16 protein-coding genes are annotated in these 15749 nt (G+C 72.7%); 14 read left to right on the top strand and 2 right to left on the bottom strand.

Annotation, left to right across the window (positions count from 1 at the left end):
• Positions 1-74 precede the first annotated feature (74 nt).
• The 7 genes from OO62_RS02790 to OO62_RS02760 all read left to right on the top strand — a co-directional run bounded on the left by OO62_RS02790 (position 75) and on the right by OO62_RS02760 (position 6662).
• Positions 75-548: an acyl-CoA thioesterase gene (locus OO62_RS02790; RefSeq protein ID WP_051732582.1), complete on the top strand. Its 474-nt coding sequence runs from the start codon at positions 75-77 to the stop codon at positions 546-548.
• 22 nt (positions 549-570) lie between these two features.
• The gene (locus OO62_RS02785) at positions 571-1476 is read left to right on the top strand and encodes a LysR family transcriptional regulator (protein ID WP_228332692.1); all 906 of its coding nucleotides are present in this window, start codon (positions 571-573) and stop codon (positions 1474-1476) included.
• 171 nt (positions 1477-1647) lie between these two features.
• The gene (locus OO62_RS02780; RefSeq protein ID WP_033265488.1) at positions 1648-2817 is read left to right on the top strand and encodes a CaiB/BaiF CoA transferase family protein; all 1170 of its coding nucleotides are present in this window, start codon (positions 1648-1650) and stop codon (positions 2815-2817) included.
• 29 nt (positions 2818-2846) lie between these two features.
• Positions 2847-3647, top strand: a complete 801-nt coding sequence (locus tag OO62_RS02775; protein WP_051732580.1) for a crotonase/enoyl-CoA hydratase family protein — start codon at positions 2847-2849, stop codon at positions 3645-3647.
• 52 nt (positions 3648-3699) lie between these two features.
• Complete coding sequence (locus tag OO62_RS02770) at positions 3700-4437, top strand: acetoacetate decarboxylase (protein WP_033265487.1); 738 nt, start codon at positions 3700-3702, stop codon at positions 4435-4437.
• Between the two features lie 63 nt (positions 4438-4500).
• Positions 4501-5457 (top strand): 3-hydroxyacyl-CoA dehydrogenase NAD-binding domain-containing protein, encoded by a 957-nt coding sequence (locus OO62_RS02765; RefSeq protein ID WP_033265486.1) that lies wholly within the window; start codon positions 4501-4503, stop codon positions 5455-5457.
• A complete protein-coding gene (locus tag OO62_RS02760; RefSeq protein WP_051732578.1) occupies positions 5454-6662 on the top strand; it encodes an acyl-CoA dehydrogenase family protein in 1209 nt (402 codons plus the stop codon). The genes OO62_RS02765 and OO62_RS02760 overlap by 4 nt, the downstream gene beginning before the upstream one ends.
• A gap of 25 nt (positions 6663-6687) precedes the next feature.
• Here OO62_RS02760 and OO62_RS02755 read toward each other — a convergent pair whose 3' ends face one another.
• Positions 6688-7470: a DeoR/GlpR family DNA-binding transcription regulator gene (locus OO62_RS02755; protein WP_033265485.1), complete on the bottom strand. Its 783-nt coding sequence runs from the start codon at positions 7468-7470 to the stop codon at positions 6688-6690.
• Between the two features lie 252 nt (positions 7471-7722).
• Here OO62_RS02755 and OO62_RS02750 point away from each other — a divergent pair, with 252 nt between their 5' ends.
• The 7 genes from OO62_RS02750 (at position 7723) to OO62_RS02720 (ending at position 15276) form a co-directional block, all read left to right on the top strand.
• Positions 7723-9024, top strand: a complete 1302-nt coding sequence (locus tag OO62_RS02750) for an MFS transporter (RefSeq protein WP_033265484.1) — start codon at positions 7723-7725, stop codon at positions 9022-9024.
• Between the two features lie 13 nt (positions 9025-9037).
• Positions 9038-10651, top strand: coding sequence for an FGGY-family carbohydrate kinase (locus OO62_RS02745; protein ID WP_033265483.1), 1614 nt, complete (start codon positions 9038-9040; stop codon positions 10649-10651).
• Positions 10644-12158, top strand: a complete 1515-nt coding sequence (locus tag OO62_RS02740) for an FGGY-family carbohydrate kinase (RefSeq protein WP_051732576.1) — start codon at positions 10644-10646, stop codon at positions 12156-12158. Before OO62_RS02745 ends, OO62_RS02740 begins: the two co-directional genes overlap by 8 nt.
• The gene (locus OO62_RS02735; RefSeq protein ID WP_033265482.1) at positions 12155-12781 is read left to right on the top strand and encodes a histidine phosphatase family protein; all 627 of its coding nucleotides are present in this window, start codon (positions 12155-12157) and stop codon (positions 12779-12781) included. Before OO62_RS02740 ends, OO62_RS02735 begins: the two co-directional genes overlap by 4 nt.
• Before the next feature lie 40 nt (positions 12782-12821).
• Positions 12822-13865: a 2-hydroxyacid dehydrogenase gene (locus OO62_RS02730; protein ID WP_033265481.1), complete on the top strand. Its 1044-nt coding sequence runs from the start codon at positions 12822-12824 to the stop codon at positions 13863-13865.
• A gap of 139 nt (positions 13866-14004) precedes the next feature.
• Positions 14005-14358: a hypothetical protein gene (locus tag OO62_RS02725; protein WP_033265480.1), complete on the top strand. Its 354-nt coding sequence runs from the start codon at positions 14005-14007 to the stop codon at positions 14356-14358.
• An 87-nt stretch (positions 14359-14445) separates the two neighbouring features.
• Positions 14446-15276, top strand: coding sequence for a DUF1206 domain-containing protein (locus OO62_RS02720; protein WP_078616989.1), 831 nt, complete (start codon positions 14446-14448; stop codon positions 15274-15276).
• Between the two features lie 61 nt (positions 15277-15337).
• On the opposite strand, the gene OO62_RS02715 is transcribed toward OO62_RS02720, so the two are convergent.
• On the bottom strand, positions 15338-15709 hold the full coding sequence (locus OO62_RS02715) for an ATP-binding protein (protein WP_033265479.1): 372 nt from the start codon (positions 15707-15709) through the stop codon (positions 15338-15340).
• Positions 15710-15749 lie beyond the last annotated feature (40 nt).

Here is a 15749-nt window from a genome sequence, read left to right as displayed (position 1 = left end):
TGTGAAGCAAGTGGCTGGAGAGGCGCGGGTGGCCGGGCGCGGCCCGTGCTCATGGGGGAGCGGGAGACGACGACGTGACAGATGCGGCAGAAGCAGCAGGAGCCACCTCGGAGGGGGCGACGGAAGCATTCGCGGTCGCCGTCACCGTCCGCGGCTACGAGACGGACACCCAGGGCCATCTCAACCAGAGCGTCTACCTGCAGTACGCCGAGCACGCCCGCTGGTCGCTGCTGCAGGCGAGCGGTATCCGGCAGAGCACCATGGTGGACCGGCGGGTCGGCCCGGTGACCGTCGAGACCACCATCCGCTACCGGCGCGAGCTGCGGGCCGGCGACGAGGTCGAGGTGAGCTGCGCCTTCGTGTGGGGGGAGGGCAAGACCTTCCGGATCGAGCAGACCGTACGGAAGACGGACGGGACGGTCGCCGCCGAGGTGAGCGCGGTGTGCGGGCTGCTGGACCTGACCGAGCGCAAGCTGCTCAAGGACCCGCGGGCGGCCTTCCGCGAGCTGGCCGAGGACCCCTCGCTGCTCGGCCTCACCGGGGACTGACGGGTACGGTGGCTCCGTGGACATGCTGCACCTGCGCTACTTCGTGGCGGTTGCCGAAGAGCTGAACTTCTCCCAGGCGGCACGCAAGTTGCACATGGCGGCCTCTCCGCTGAGCCAGCGCATCAAGGACCTGGAGCGCGAGCTGGGCCAGCCGCTCTTCGAGCGCAGCACCCACCACGTCGCGCTGACCCCGGCCGGTGCCGCCCTGCTGCCGATGGCCCGTGACGTGCTGGAGCGGGTCAACTCCATTCCCTGGCGGCTGCGTGAGGCGGTCCGGCCGCAGCGCGCCACCCTGCTCATAGGGATGCCGTCCGGGGTCCACCCCGCGCTGCGGGCCCGGGTCCGCGACCTGGAGGCGGCCTGCCGGGAGAGCTACGAGCTCAAGCGCTGGCCCGGCCGGTCCACCGGCCTCGCCGAGGCGGTCCGTGACGGCCGGCTGGCGCTCGCCCTGGCCCGGCTGCCGGCCTCGGATCCCGCGCTGGGCGTCATCGAGGTCATGCGGGAGCGGCTCGGTGCGGCGGTGCCCGCCGACCGGTTCGCGGGCCGGGAGTCGGTCACCCTGGACGAGCTGAAGGACCTCCCGTACGTGGCCACCGCCTCCGAGGCGATGCCCGCCGCTTTCGACGAAATCGACACCCGGCTGCATTCGGCGGGTCTGAAGAAGCGTCTTCGCATCAACAGCTCCGACTATTCCGGCGCCTCGGAACTGGTTTCCGGCGGAATGGCCTTCTCGGTGACCATGCTTTCCGCGGAAAGCCCGATGCAGCTTTACCGGCTGGACAATGTGGTGGTGCTGCCGGTGGTGGATTTCCCCGCCGAACTCGCCACCGGACTCCTCTACCGCACGGACCGGGCGGAGCCCGGAGGGGACCTGGAAGAGCTGGTCGCGGCGGCGTACCGCATCTTCGCCGACGAGCTCCGCGCCTGATTCACGCCACCCGGCACAATTACCGGGGCCCTGCGTGCCCTGCTTCACGAAACGGCATGACCACTGTGGTCATGCCCTTCTTCGTTTCTTGATCGTTCTCATTCGGCGGCATCTCCCCTAACGTCGAAGACGGAAACATTCGTAGTACAGCTACTTTCCGTAGGAGCGACAATGGACGCCACGACAGAGAGCGCCACCGGACCGCTGGACGGCGTGCGGGTGATCGATCTGTCCACGGTGGTGATGGGTCCCTACGCCGCCCAGATCATGGGCGACCTCGGCGCCGACGTCATCAAGATCGAGTCGCCGTCGGACACCGTACGGGCCGGCCGGTACCGCACCACCCCCGGCATGACGCCGCTCAGCCTGAACGTCAACCGCAACAAGCGCAGCGTCTCGCTGAACCTCAAGGACGACACCGGGCGCGAGCGCGTCCTGGAACTCATCGCCGGCGCCGACGTACTGATCACCAACATGCGGCCGGGTGCCCTGGCCCGGCTCGGCCTCACCTACGCCGACCTCGCCGAGGCCCACCCCGGCCTGGTCTACGCCCACGCCCAGGGTTTCCGCAGCGACTCCGACCGGGCAGGCCACGCCGCGTACGACGAGACCGTCCAGGCGTCCTCCGGCCTGGTGGACATCGCCCACCGCGCGCTCGGCCGCCCCGTCTACCTGCCGACCATCATCGGCGACAAGGTCGCCGCGCTGACCATCGTCTACGCCGTGCTCGCCGCGCTGGTGAGCCGCGACCGCACCGGCCGGGGCCAGCACATCGAAGTGCCCATGACGGACACCCTGCTCGCCTTCAACCTCGTCGAGCACCTCTCCGGCCACGTCTACGAACCGGCCGAGGGCTCCACCGGTTTCCCGCTGTCGATGAAGCGCGGCCACCGGGCCGTACCCACCGCCGACGGGCTCGCCTGCATCGTCCCGTACCACGCACAGAACTTCCGGGACTTCTTCGCCGCCGCCGGCCGTCCCGACCTCGCCGGGGACCCGCGGGTCGCGGGGACGGTCATCGAGGACGCCGACGTCGACCCGCTGATGGAGCTGGTGGCCGACTGCGCACCCTCGCTGACCACCCAGGAGTGGGAGGAGATCTGCGCCAAGCACAGCATCCCCATGGCACCGGTGCTCGAACTCGACCGCGCCGCCGACGACCCGTACGTCCGGGACGGCCACCTCCTCGACGTCGTCGAGCACCCCAGCGAAGGCCCGATCCGCTCCATCGGCATCCCCGTGCGGTTCTCCGCCACGCCCGCCTCGGTACGACGGCTCGCCCCGCTGCCCGGCCAGGACACCGCCGAGGTCCTTGACGCACTCCCCTCCGCCCGCCGCTGACACCCCCCCAGTACGAAGGACGCCACCCCATGTCCAGCACGCCCCTGCCCGGCACCCCCGGGACCACCGCCGACGTCGTCCGCACCGAGCGGATCGGCACCACGCTGCTCATCACCCTCGACCGGCCCCGCGCCCGGAACGCGGTCGATGCCGCGACCGCCGCACAACTCGCCTGTGCGATGGACGAGTTGGCGAAGGACGACACCCTGCGGGTCGGGGTGCTGACGGGTGCGCAGGGCACCTTCAGCGCCGGAATGGACCTCAAGGCCGCGCTGGCCGGCGAGTCGCCCGAGATCCCGGGCCGGGGCTTCGGCGGCCTCGCCGAGGCCCCGGCCGGCAAGCCGCTGATCGCCGCCGTCGAGGGCTGGGCGATGGGCGGCGGCTTCGAACTCGCCCTGGCCTGCGACCTGATCGTGGCGGCGGAGGACGCCCGGTTCGGCCTGCCCGAGGTCAAGCGCGGCCTCATCGCGGCCGGCGGCGGCGCGATCCGGCTGCCCAAGCGCATCCCGTACCACCTGGCCATGGAGCTGCTGCTGACCGGCGAGCCGATCTCCGGCGAGCGGGCCGGCCGGCTCGGCATCGCCAACCGGGTGGTGCCCGCCGGGCAGACGGTCCGGGCCGCACTGGAGCTGGCCGAAGGGCTCGCGCACAACGCCCCGCTGGCCCTCGCCGCCGTGAAGCGGATCGCCCGCGCCGCCGACGGGGTGCCCGAGCCCGACGCGTTCGCCGCCCAGCGCACGGAGCTGGCCGCGCTGGCCGCCTCGGCCGACGTGCGGGAGGGCATGACCGCCTTCGCCGAACGCCGCAGCCCCGTCTGGCAGGGCAAGTAGTCGCGCGCGGACGCCCAGGAGAACCCACGACCAGGAGAAGAGGAACCGCGCCATGCAGCAGCACGACGTCGTCCGCCAGCACGCCACACCCCTGACCAACCCGGCGTATCCGCCGGTCAACCCGCGCTTCACCAACCGGGAGTACCTCAACATCGTCTACCGCACCGACCGGGACGCGCTGCGCGCCGTGGTGCCCGAGCCGCTGGAGATCGAGGAACCCCTGGTCCGCTTCGAGGTGATGCGGATGGGCGACGTCACCGGATACGGGCCGTACACCGAGGCCGGGCAGGCCATACCGGTCCGTCACGACGGCGAGCGCGGCGAGTACCTGCACGCCATGTACCTGGACAACTTCCCCGCCACCGCGTCCGGCCGGGAGGCGAGCGCCTACCCCAAGACCGTCGGCGCGCCCGCCCTCTACGTCGACCACGGCGCGCTGGTCGGCGTGCTCGACCACGGCACGGTGCGGGTGGCCACCGCGACGATGGGCTACAAGCACCACGAGCTGGACCCCGAAGCGGCGGCCGCGCAGCTCACCGTGCCGACCTTCATGCTCAAGCTGGTGCCCGGCTTCGACGGCGCGCCACGGACCGCGCAGCTGGTCCGCACCCGGATCAGCGACGTGGTGGTCAAGGGTGCCTGGACCGGGCCCGCCCGGCTCCAGCTGTTCCACCACGTCCTCGCCCCGCTGGCCGATCTGCCGGTGCGCGAGATCGTCTCCGCCAGTCACCTCGTCACCGACCTCACCCTCGCGCCGGTCCGGCCGGTGCACGACTACCTCGTGAGCTGACGCCCGCACGACGCGGCACGACACCCCACCTCCGATGAGAAACAAGCGAAAGAAGCAGCCGTCATGAGTACCTCCCACCCCGTCGCGGCGGTGATCGGAGCCGGGACCATCGGACTGTCCTGGACCGCCCTGTTCGCCGCGCACGGCCTCACGGTGCGGGTCAGCGATCCCCGCCCCGACCTGGCCGAAGCCGTCGCCGACGCACTGGCGCAGGCCGCCCCGCAGCTGGCCCGGCAGGGCCTCGACGCGCACGGACTCGCCGGGCGCGTCCACCTGGCCGGCGACGTCCCGGAGGCGGTGCGGGGCGCCGACGTCGTCCAGGAGAACGGCCCCGAGAACACCGACTTCAAGCGGGAACTCTTCGCCACCCTGGTCCGCGAAGCCCCCGCGCACGCCCTCCTGTTGAGCTCGTCCTCCGCCCTTCCCGCCAGCGCCTTCACCGCCGGGCTCGACGACGCCGGGCGGATCCTGATCGGGCATCCCTTCAACCCGCCGCACCTCGTGCCGCTGGTGGAGGTGGTGCCCGGGGAGCGCACGTCCGAGGACGCCGTGGCACGGGCGGTGGAGTTCTACCGCTCGGTCGGCCGGGTCCCGGTGGTGGAGCGCAAGGAGATCCCCGGATTTGTCGGCAACCGGCTGCAGAACGCGCTGAGCCGGGAGGCGATCCACCTCGTGGAGCAGGGCGTGGTCGGCCCGGCCGAACTCGACGCGATCGTGGTGAACTCGCTCGGTCTGCGCTGGTCGACGGTCGGCCCCTTCCTCGGCGCCCACCTGGGCGGCGGACCCGGCGGCTACCGGCACATGGCCGAGCACATCGGCCCCTCCATGCGGCAGATGTGGGACTCCCTCGGCCGCCCCGAGCAGGGTCCCGAGGAGACCGAACGCCTCATCACCGCCGTCGAGGACGCCTACGGCGCCCGCTCGTACGGCGAACTCACCCAGGAACGCGACCGCAGGCAACTCGCCGTCCTCGCGGCACTCGACGACACCACCCCGCACAACGAGGAGACCCGGTCATGACCGCTCCGCACCCCGACACCACCCCCGCCGACCTGCCGGCCGCCGACTTCTACGGCTACGAGGACCTGCTGCCCGAGGACGAGCGCAAACTGCTCCGCAAGGCCCGCGACTTCATGCGCACCGAGGTGAAGCCGCTGGTCAACCCGGCCTGGGCGAAGGGCGAGTTCCCACGCGAACTGATCGACAGGTTCCGCGGGCTGGGCCTCGCCGGAGTCCCGTACGAGGGGTACGGGGACCCGCTGCCCGCCGGCAGCAATCTGCTGGTCGGCATGCTCGCGATGGAGTACACCCGCACCGACGCCTCGTCCGCGACCTTCTTCGGCGTCCACAACGGCCTGGCGATGTACAGCATCCACCGCGGCGGCGACCAGGAGCAGCGGGACCGCTGGCTGCCGGCGATGGCCGCGCTGGACAAGATCGGCGCGTTCGCCATGACCGAACCGCTGGGCGGCTCCGACGTGGCGGGCGGGATGCGCACCACCGCGCGGCGGGTCGGCGACCACTGGGTGCTCAACGGCGCCAAGCGGTGGATCGGCAACGGCACCTTCGCCGATCTCGTCATCGTCTGGGCCCGCGACGAGGCCGACAACCACGTCAAGGGTTTCGTGGTGGAGAAGGGCACGCCCGGCTTCTCGGCGGCGAAGATCGAGAACAAGACCGCGTTCCGCATCGTCGAGAACGCCGACCTCACCCTCACCGACGTCCGGGTCCCGGAGGCCAACCGCCTCCAGCGCGTGGACTCCTTCCGCGACGTCGCGGAAATCCTGCGGGCCACCCGCAGCGGCGTCGCCTGGCAGGCCCTCGGCGTGATGACCGGCGCCTACGAACTCGCCCTGGACTACGCCAAGGAGCGCCGGCAGTTCGGCCGTCCGATCGCCCGCTTCCAGATGGTGCAGGACCTCCTGGTCAAGAGCCTGGGCAACATCACCGCATCCTGGGGCATGCTGGTCCAGCTGGCCCGCCTCCAGGACGCCGGGGTCTTCCGCGACGAACACTCCTCGCTGGCCAAGGCGTTCGTCACCGCCCGGATGCGCGAAGTGGTGGCCTGGAGCCGGGAGATATTCGGCGGCAACGGCATCGTCCTCGACTACGACGTCGCCCGCTTCTTCGCCGACGCCGAGGCCATCTACTCCTTCGAGGGCACCCGGGAGATGAACACCCTCATCGTCGGCAAGGCCATCACGGGGGAGAGCGCCTTCGTCTGACCGCGGCTGCCGAACACGCGGCGCCCTACGGGCGGCCCGGTACCACCAGCACCTCGGTACCGGCCGCCCGTATCTGTCGCAGGTGTTCCGCCGGCAGGCCGTCGTCGACGATCAGCAGGTCGAAGTCGGTCAGCGGCGCCAGCGCGTACAGGCCGCCCTTGGCGAACTTGGTGTGGTCCGCGACCAGGATGCGCCGCCCGGCGCTCTCCATCATGGCGCGCTTGACCTGCACGGTCTCCGGTGAGGTGTGGTAGCAGCGGCCGTTGGTCACGGCGGTGGTCGACATGAAGAGGACATCGGCGCGGAACGCCCGTACCGCATCGGCGGTGTGCGGGCCCATGAAGGCGTCATAGGCGGGGAAGTAGGCACCCCCCAGGGTGATCAGGGAGATCCCGGGTTCCTTGGCCAGGGTGGTGATGGCCGGCAGCGAGTTGGTGAGCACGGTCAGTGGGGTGTGCTCCGCGGCCTGGTGCGCCAGCAGCAGACAGGTCGTGCTGTCGTCGAGCAGCACCGACTGGCCGGGGACCAGCAGTGTCGCGGCGGCCCGCGCCAGCTGCTGCTTGGTCTGCGCCATGGTCGCCATCCGCTCCGCGACGCTGCCGTGGAACTGCGCCGAGGGCAGTCCGGTCGCGCCGCCGCGGACCTTGCGCAGCCAGCCCTGCGCCTGGAGGGCGTCCAGGTCCCGGTGCGCGGTCATCAGGCTGATGCCGAACTCCTCCGCGAGATCCGCGGTGCGCACGAAACCGCGGGCGATGACGGTCTCGCGCATCCGGCGCCGTCGCTCCTCCTGGGCCTCGACCCGGTCCATCGCTCCGCTCCCTCCGCCGGCGCCGCCCCCGTCCACCCGGTGAATTCGCCGCGTTATGTTCGCACGGATTTAACACTGCGCGCGCGGCCACCGCGGTGTCCACATGCGGTTCCGGTACGACACAACATGGCTGGTCATGGCCCCGGTGCGAAGATTTCACCGGCCATTGACGGCCGATTCTGCGCGGCTGTTCCATCGCTCCGTTCCCACCCCTCACCCCTCCTGCCCCGCCGCCGCAGAAAGGGAGATTCGATGACGAACTCTCCGCCGCGTTCGCTGATCACCCGCCTGGGCATCCCGCCGACCCTCGCCTGGGGATACCTCGGACTCCTCCTCTTCATGATCGGAGACGGGGTCGAGTCCGGCTACCTGTCGCCGTACCTCATCGACCGGGGCGTCCCGGAGTCCCGTGTCGCGTTGCTCTTCACCGTCTACGGCATCGCGGCCGGCCTCGCCGCCTGGCTCTCCGGTGTGCTCTCCGACCTCTGGGGCCCGCGCCGCGTGATGTGGACCGGCCTGGGCATCTGGGCCGCCTTCCAACTGCTCTTCCTGACCGCCGCGATCCCGCTGGCCGGCTACCCGCTGATGATGATCAGCTATGGGCTGCGCGGCCTGGGCTACCCGCTGTTCGCGTACGGCTTCCTGGTCTGGATCGCCGGGGTCGCGCCGCGGGCCCGGCTGGGCACCGCCATGGGGTGGTTCTGGTTCGCCTTCACCGGCGGGCTGCCCACCCTCGGCTCGCTCGTCGCCAGCGGACTCATCCCGCAGATCGGCTCCTACGCCACCCTGTGGGCCGCGCTGGCCCTGGTCGCCGCGGGCGGACTGATCGCCCTGCTGCTGGTCCGCGACGACCACGGGGGCCGGCGGCCGCGCGGCACCGGGGACGGGCCGCTGGCCACACTGGTCGGCAGCGTCACCGTGCTGTGGCGCAACCCCCGGGTCGGGGTGGGCTCCCTCGTCCGCGTCATCAACACGGCCTCGCAGTTCGGCTTCTTCGTGATCATGCCGATCCACTTCACCAGAACGGTCGGCTTCAGCCTCACCCAGTGGCTGCACCTGCTCAGCGCGATGTTCGCCACCAACATCTTCGCCAACCTGCTGTTCGGCGTGGTCGGTGACCGCCTCGGCTGGCGCCGCACCATCGCCTGGTTCGGCGGTGCCGGCTGCACCGTGAGCACCCTGCTGCTCTTCTACGTCCCGCACGCCGTGGGCCCGAACTTCCCGCTCGCTCTCCTCGTCGCCGCCTTCTACGGCGCTACGCTGGCAGGTTATGTACCGCTTTCAGCGCTGGTGCCCACGCTGGAGCCGAAGCACCAGGGGCAGGCGCTGGCCGCCCTCAACCTGGGCGCGGGCGCCAGCACCTTCGTCGGCCCCGCCGTCGTCGCGGTCTTCGTCGGCCCGCTCGGCGTCGAAGGGGTCATCTGGATCTTCGCGGGGATGTACGCGGTGAGCTTCCTGCTCGCCCACTTCCTCAAGCTGCCGGACGAGGCGGGAACGTCCCGTGCCGCCGCGGGCCCCGGCTCCGCGACCGCCCCCGCCTCGGCACCGGCGTGAAAGGCCCGCACTGATGTCCGTACTCACCATCGACGTCGGCACCACGGTGATCAAGTCCGTGGTCTTCGACGACCAGGGCACCGAGATCGCCGTGGCCCGCCGGGCCACCGAGGTGCTGCGCCCGCACCCCGGCTGGGCCGAACAGGACATGGACGCCGTCTGGAACGCCGTCGTGCACACCGTCCGCACGGTGCTGGACGGGCTGACCGACCCGGTCTGGCTGGTGTCCTTCACCGCTCAGGGCGACGGCGCCTGGTTCGTCGACGACCGCGGCCGGCCCACCGGACCCGCCATCCTCTGGTCCGACGGCCGCGCCGGCGACCAGCTGACCGCCTGGCAGCGCGAGGGCGTCCTGGAGGCCGCGTTCCGCCGCAACGGGTCGCTGACCTGCGCCGGGATGCCCAACGCCCTCTTCAGCTGGCTCGCCGCGAACGACCCCGGCCGGCTGGCCCGCTCCGCCACCTCGCTCACCGCCGCCGGCTGGCTCTTCCTGCGGTTCACCGGGGTCCGGGCGACCGATGAGTCGGATGCCTCCGCGCCGTTCCTCGACCACGCCACCGGCGCCTACGACCCCGCCATCCTCGACCTGTTCGGCCTCGGTGCGTACGAACGGCTGCTGCCCACCGTCCTGGGGGAGTCGCAGCGGATCGCCGAGATGACCAGCCGGGCCGCCGCCGAACTGGGCCTGCCCGCCGGGCTCCCGGTGGTGATGGCGCCCTACGACATCGCCTCCACCGCCCGCGGGGTGGGCGTGGTCAACCCCGGCCAGGCGTGCGGCATCCTCGGCACCACGCTGTGCACCGAGATCGTCCGTACGCACATCGACACCGACGGCGAACCGTCCGGCATCCACATCGCCTACCGCGGCCGCGAACGCGTGCTGCGGGCCTTCCCCACCCTCAACGGCGCCGAGGTGCTCGGCTGGGCGGCCCGGCTGCTGCATCTGCCCGGACCGCCCGAGCTGGCACAACTGGCCTTCGAATCGGAGCCCGGCGCGCGCGGCCTGATGTTCCTGCCGTACCTCTCGCCGGCCGGCGAGCGCGCCCCGTTCCTCGACCCGGGGGCCCGCGGTTCCTTCTGGGGCCTGTCCCTGGAGCACACCCCCGCCGACCTGGCCCGCGCCGTCTTCGACGGGCTCTCGCTGGTCCTGCGCGACGCGCTGGCCGCGGCCCGCACGGACGTCGGCGAACTGCGGCTGTGCGGCGGCGGCGCCAACAGCGACGCCTGGTGCGCACTGATCGCGGACGCCACGGGCGTGCCCACCGCCCGCTCCGGTGACACCGAACTCGGCGCCAAGGGCGCCTTCCTCACCGGCCTGGTCCGCACCGGGGCCGAGACCAGCATGCACAGCGCGGCCGCCAAGTACGTCCGGATGCAGCGCAGTTGGCAGCCGGACCCGGAGCGGGCGGAGTTCTACGCCGCGCTCCACGAGGACTTCCTCGGGTGGCGCGGGCTGGCCCGCGAGGCCGGCTGGCGCGGCCGCGCGCGGTGGCCCGAAGCCGCGGCGTCGCGCCCCGGCGACGGCGCCGCCCGCCCGGGGAGCGCCCGCCGGACGGCCGAGGCCACCGGCAACCCCGTCGACCCCGCCGGCACCCCCGGTACCGCCCCTGGAGGCACCCTTGACTGACCCGCACGCCCCCGGCGGCACCCCCGCCACCCCCCTCGACGGCATCTGGCTCGGCCTCGACCTCGGCACCCAGAGCGCACGCTGCGCCGCCGTCGACGGCACCGGCCGGGTCCTCGCCACCGCCGCCCGACCGCTGACCAGCCGGCGCGACGGCAACCGGCACGAGCAGGACCCCGAGGAGTGGTGGGGCGCGCTCGCCGCCGCCTGCCGGGAGGCCCTGACCGGCCTCGACCCCCGGCAGGTCCGCGGGCTGGCCGTGGACGGCACCTCCGGGACGATCCTGCTCGCCGACGCCCACGGCACCCCGCTCACCCCGGGGCTGATGTACGACGACGGGCGCGCCGGCCGCCAGGCCGCGGCCGTGAACGCCGCCGGGGCGGAGGTCTGGCAGGAACTGGGCTACCGCAGCATGCAGCCGTCCTGGGCGCTGCCCAAACTCGTGGCACTGCTGGAGGGCACCGGCCGGCCCCCGGCCGGTGCCCGGCTGCTGCACCAGGTCGACCTGATCACCTGGCGCCTGACGGGGCACCAGGTGCCCGGCGACGCCAGCCACGCCCTCAAGACCGGCTACCACCTCGTGGCGGAATGCTGGCCCGAACGGGTCATGACCCAACTCGGCGTCCCCGTCGGCCTGTTGCCCGACATCGTCCGTCCCGGGAGCGTGCTCGGCACGGTGTGCGCCCGGGCCGCCGCGGCCACCGGCATCCCCGAGGGCACCACCGTCGTCGCCGGGATGACCGACGGCTGCGCCGCGCAGATCGGCGCCGGAGCACTGGCGCCGGGCTCCTGGAACGCGGTGCTCGGCACCACCCTCGTCCTCAAGGGCAGCAGCCCGCACCTGGTCCGCGACCCGGCGGGCGTCGTCTACTGCCACCGCGGACCGGACGACAACTGGCTGCCCGGCGGCGCCTCCAGCAGCGGCGCCGGCATCCTCGCCCAGCGCTTCCCCGGCGCGGACCTGGACGCCCTCACCGCGCGGGCCGCGGCCCTGGACCCGGACGCGGTCGCCTACCCGCTGGTCTCGGCCGGCGGCGAACGCTTCCCCTTCCGCGCCCCGGACGCCGCACCCTTCGTCCTGGGCGACACCCCCACCCGCGCCGCCGAGTTCCACGCCTGCCTCCTCGGCGTCGCCTGCCTCGAACGGCTCTGCTTCGACCACCTCGACCACCTCGGCGCACCCGTCGACGGGCCGCTCACCCTCACCGGCGGCGGCGCCCGCAACACCTACTGGAACCAACTGCGCGCCGACGTCCTCGGCCGCCCCGTACGACTGCCGCACCAGGCCGAGAGCGCCGTCGGCATGGCCGTCCTCGCCGCCACCTCCTCGGGCGCCGGCCTTCAGGACGCGGCCGCGGCCATGGTCCGCATCGACCGGGAGATCGCCCCCCGGCCGGACCGCACCGCCCGCTACGCCCCGGTCCACCTCCGCTTCATCGACGAACTCACCCGCCGCGGCTGGCTCGGCCAGGCAGTGGCCGACCACGCCCGCAGGAGGGCAGCACAGTGACCGACTTCATCCTCGTACGCCACGGCGAGACCGTCTGGCACGCCGAGAACCGCTACGCCGGCCGCACCGACGTGCCGCTCACCGGCCACGGCCGCGAACAGGCCGCCACCCTCGCCACCTGGGCCGCCACCGCCGGCCTCAGCGCCGTCTGGAGCTCCCCGCTCTCCCGCGCCCGGCTCACCGCCGCCCCCGCCGCCGCGGCCTGCGGACTGACCCCGCGCATCGACGAGCGGCTCTACGAGGTGGACTTCGGCCAGGGCGAGGGGCTGACCAGGGACGAGATGCGCGAGCGCTTCCCGGACCGGCTGGCCGCCTTCCTCGCCGACCCCGTCGACCACCATCTGCCCGACGGTGAACACCCCCGGCACGCCGCCGAACGCGCCGCCGGGGCGCTCGCCGACATCGCCCGCGAACAACCCCACGGCCGGGTCCTGGTGGTCGCCCACTCCACCCTCGTACGGGTCCTGCTCTGCCATCTGCTGGGCATCCCGCTCGCCGACTACCGCCGGGTCTTCCCCCGGCTCGACAACGGCGCGCTCACCGAGATCCGCATCGAGCACGGGCAGACCGCGCTGCTCAGCTTCAACGCCCCCGTGCCGACCCGGGCCCCCGCCCTCCGCTGACCACGCCGCCCCTCCGCAACCCCTCAGGAGACCTAGCCCCATGAGCACCACCGTCCTCGCCGCCGGCAACCACTTCATCCGCCCGGCCCTGTTCACCGAGGCCGTGCGCACGGCCGCCGGGGACATTCCGCTGGACGTACGGGAGATCCGGTTCGACTGGCCGCACACCCCCTTCGGCCCGGTCGCCGAGGTGATCGAGGCATCCGGCACCGAGGACGGGATGATCGAGGCCCTCCAGGGCGTCGAGATCTGCGTCACCGAGCACGGCCCGCTCACCGAGCGCATCCTCGCCAACTGCCCCGATCTGAAGCTGTTCTGCACCAGCCGCGGCGGCCCGGTCAACGCCAACCTCGACGCCGCCACCCGGTACGGCGTCCCGGTCTGCCACGCCCCCGGCCGCAACGCCACCGCCACCGCGGAGCACACCCTCACCCTGCTGCTCGCCGCTGCCCGCGGCGTCGGCGACACCCACACCGACCTGCGCCGCGGCGTCTGGCGCGGGGACTACTACGACTACGACAACTGCGGCATCGAGATCGACGGCGCCACCGTCGGCCTGATCGGCTTCGGCGCCATCGGCAGCCGGGTCGCCAGGGTCCTCGCCGCCATGGGCGCCCAGGTCCTCGTCCACGACCCGTACGTCCGCCCCGAGGCGCTGGCGGGCATCGCCGAACAGGTCCCGCTCGACGAGCTGTTGACGCGGTCCCGGATCGTCTCGCTGCACGCCCGGGTCACCGAGGAGACCACCGGCATGATCGGGCGCGAGCAGATCGCCGCGATGCCGCGCGGCTCGGTCCTGGTCAACTGCGCCCGGGGCGCGCTGCTCGACTACGACGCGGTCTGCGACGCCCTGGACGCGGGGCAGCTGGCCGGCGCCGGCTTCGACGTCTTCCCCGAGGAGCCGCTGCCCGCCGGCCACCGGCTGCTGACCGCCCCCGGCGTCGTCCTCACCCCGCACATCGCGGGCGGCAGCCAGCAGGTCGCGCACAAGGCCGCCCGGATCGTCGCCGAGGAGGTCGGCCGCCATCTGCGCGGCGAGCCACTGCTGCACTGCGCCAACCCCGAGGCGCTGCGGGCGGGTTGAGCCGCGTCCGGCGCCGGGCCCCCGGCCGGCGGACGGCAATTCCGCATGCCTCTTTGTTTTGTCCACCGGCTTCGGGGCACCCGGGGAATGTCGCGGTGATCGCCACGGCGAACACTTTTTGCCGGCAGAAAGGACAAGCATGACTGCCAATATCTGGGGATACCTGCCCGACGTCGGACACGAGGCGGGCACCCACCTGGTGGGATACCGCGTCGAAGCGCTGGACGGCCACGTCGGCAAGGTCGACAAGCATTCCGACGAGGTGGACTCCGCGCACCTCGTCGTCGATACGGGCCCGTGGATTCTCGGCAGGCGCGTCGTCCTGCCCGCCGGCACGGTGACCGGAATCGATCAGGAGGAACAGAAAATCTACGTCGGCCGGACCCGGGAGGAGATCAAGAACGCCCCGGCTTTCCAGGACGAGGATTTCGCCTCCAAGGACGCGTACCTGCACCAGGTCGGAATGTATTTCGGCGGCTTCCCCCTCGTGTGACACCCGGGAACCGCCGGGAATGCCCCTCGCGTCCGAGGGCAAACGGAAGGCACCCCGACACCGGGGAGAGGCTTTCTGGAGGCATCGATGGACGCGACAACTCCGATACGTCGCACGGCCCGGCAAGGTGCGCACAGCCCCGCACTCCGGGTCGCGGCGCGCTGCGGCTTCGTGGCACGGGGCGTGATCTACCTCCTCGTCGGCGTACTGGCCCTGCGGATCGCGTTCGGCGACTCCGGGGGCCAGGCCGACCGGGGCGGGGCGCTGGCGGAGGTCGCCACCCAGCCGCTCGGCGCCCCCTCGCTGTGGGCGCTCGGCCTCGGACTGGCGGGCATGGCGCTGTGGCGCCTCTCGGAGGCGCTGTTCGGAGCCTCGGGCCCGGACGGCCACAAGCCCGCGCAGCGGCTGCTCGCCCTCGGCCGCTTCCTCTTCTACGCCTCGGTGTCGTTCTCCGTCCTCGCCTTCGCCGTGGGCAGCAAGGGCGACGGAAGCGGGGCGAGCGACCGGCAGTCCCGGGACGCCACCGCCGCTGCGCTGGAGCTGCCCGGTGGCCCGTGGCTGGTGGCGGTCGCCGGCGCGGTCGTGGCCGCGGTCGGCGTGGGCATCGCGGTACGGGCCCTGCTGCGCACCTTTCACAAGAACCTCCGGCGGGACGCGCTGTCCCGGCGCCGCCGGCAGCTCGTCGATGTGCTCGGGGTGTCCGGCGGGGTGTCCCGCGGCTGCGTGTTCGCGGTAGCCGGTGCCTTCGCCGTCAAGGCCGCGGTCCGGCACGACCCGGGCCGCGCCAAGGGCATGGACGACACGCTCCGGTCCTTCGCCGACACGCCGGCCGGTCCCTGGCTGCTGGCGTTGATCGCGGCGGGCCTCGCCCTCTTCGGTCTGTTCTCCTTCGCGATGGCCCGCTGGCGGAAGATCTGATGCGCGGGACGCGGGGCCCGGCGGCGCCCACGGGGCGCGCCGGGCCCCGCGCACGCCCGGCTCAGCGGAGCCGCAGCGCCACGTGAATGCTCTTGCCCCGGGCGGTCGGCGTCACGGCGACGGAGCTGGCCAGCCGGCGCACCAGGGGCCAGCCGTACCCGCCCACGGATCCCACCGGGCGCTCACCGGGCAGCGTGGGGTGGGCCGGGCTCGCGTCCTCGACGGTGACGTCGAAGTGGTCGTCCGTGACCCGGGCCCAAAAGCCGGTCATCCCGCCACCGTGCCGCTGGGCGTTGGTGACCAGCTCCGAGATGATCAGGAGGGCGTCGGTCAGCGCGACCTCGCCGAAGGGACGGGGACAGGCGGCCATCAGGGCGTGGACGTGATCCCGGGCCTCGGCGGCCGAGGCGGGCATCTCCGCTACCTGTGTCACACGTCACCTCCTCCACACCGTGCGAACCAGCTTCCAAATG

It is taken from the genome of Streptomyces lydicus, from assembly GCF_000717345.1.
GTDB lineage: Bacteria > Actinomycetota > Actinomycetes > Streptomycetales > Streptomycetaceae > Streptomyces > Streptomyces lydicus.
Note: the sequence above shows the minus strand (reverse complement) of the source record. Positions and strands in the feature narration are given on the sequence as shown.

Excerpts from the sequence above, each read along its gene's own strand:
- OO62_RS02785 (WP_228332692.1), top strand. The coding sequence starts at position 571 with ATGCTGCACCTGCGCTACTTCGTGGCGGTTGCCGAAGAGCTGAACTTC.
- OO62_RS02780 (WP_033265488.1), top strand. The coding sequence starts at position 1,648 with ATGGACGCCACGACAGAGAGCGCCACCGGACCGCTGGACGGCGTGCGG.
- OO62_RS02775 (WP_051732580.1), top strand. The coding sequence starts at position 2,847 with ATGTCCAGCACGCCCCTGCCCGGCACCCCCGGGACCACCGCCGACGTC.
- OO62_RS02770 (WP_033265487.1), top strand. The coding sequence starts at position 3,700 with ATGCAGCAGCACGACGTCGTCCGCCAGCACGCCACACCCCTGACCAAC.
- OO62_RS02765 (WP_033265486.1), top strand. The coding sequence starts at position 4,501 with ATGAGTACCTCCCACCCCGTCGCGGCGGTGATCGGAGCCGGGACCATC.
- OO62_RS02760 (WP_051732578.1), top strand. The coding sequence starts at position 5,454 with ATGACCGCTCCGCACCCCGACACCACCCCCGCCGACCTGCCGGCCGCC.
- OO62_RS02755 (WP_033265485.1), bottom strand. The coding sequence starts at position 7,470 with ATGGACCGGGTCGAGGCCCAGGAGGAGCGACGGCGCCGGATGCGCGAG.
- OO62_RS02750 (WP_033265484.1), top strand. The coding sequence starts at position 7,723 with ATGACGAACTCTCCGCCGCGTTCGCTGATCACCCGCCTGGGCATCCCG.
- OO62_RS02745 (WP_033265483.1), top strand. The coding sequence starts at position 9,038 with ATGTCCGTACTCACCATCGACGTCGGCACCACGGTGATCAAGTCCGTG.
- OO62_RS02730 (WP_033265481.1), top strand. The coding sequence starts at position 12,822 with ATGAGCACCACCGTCCTCGCCGCCGGCAACCACTTCATCCGCCCGGCC.
- OO62_RS02725 (WP_033265480.1), top strand. The coding sequence starts at position 14,005 with ATGACTGCCAATATCTGGGGATACCTGCCCGACGTCGGACACGAGGCG.
- OO62_RS02720 (WP_078616989.1), top strand. The coding sequence starts at position 14,446 with ATGGACGCGACAACTCCGATACGTCGCACGGCCCGGCAAGGTGCGCAC.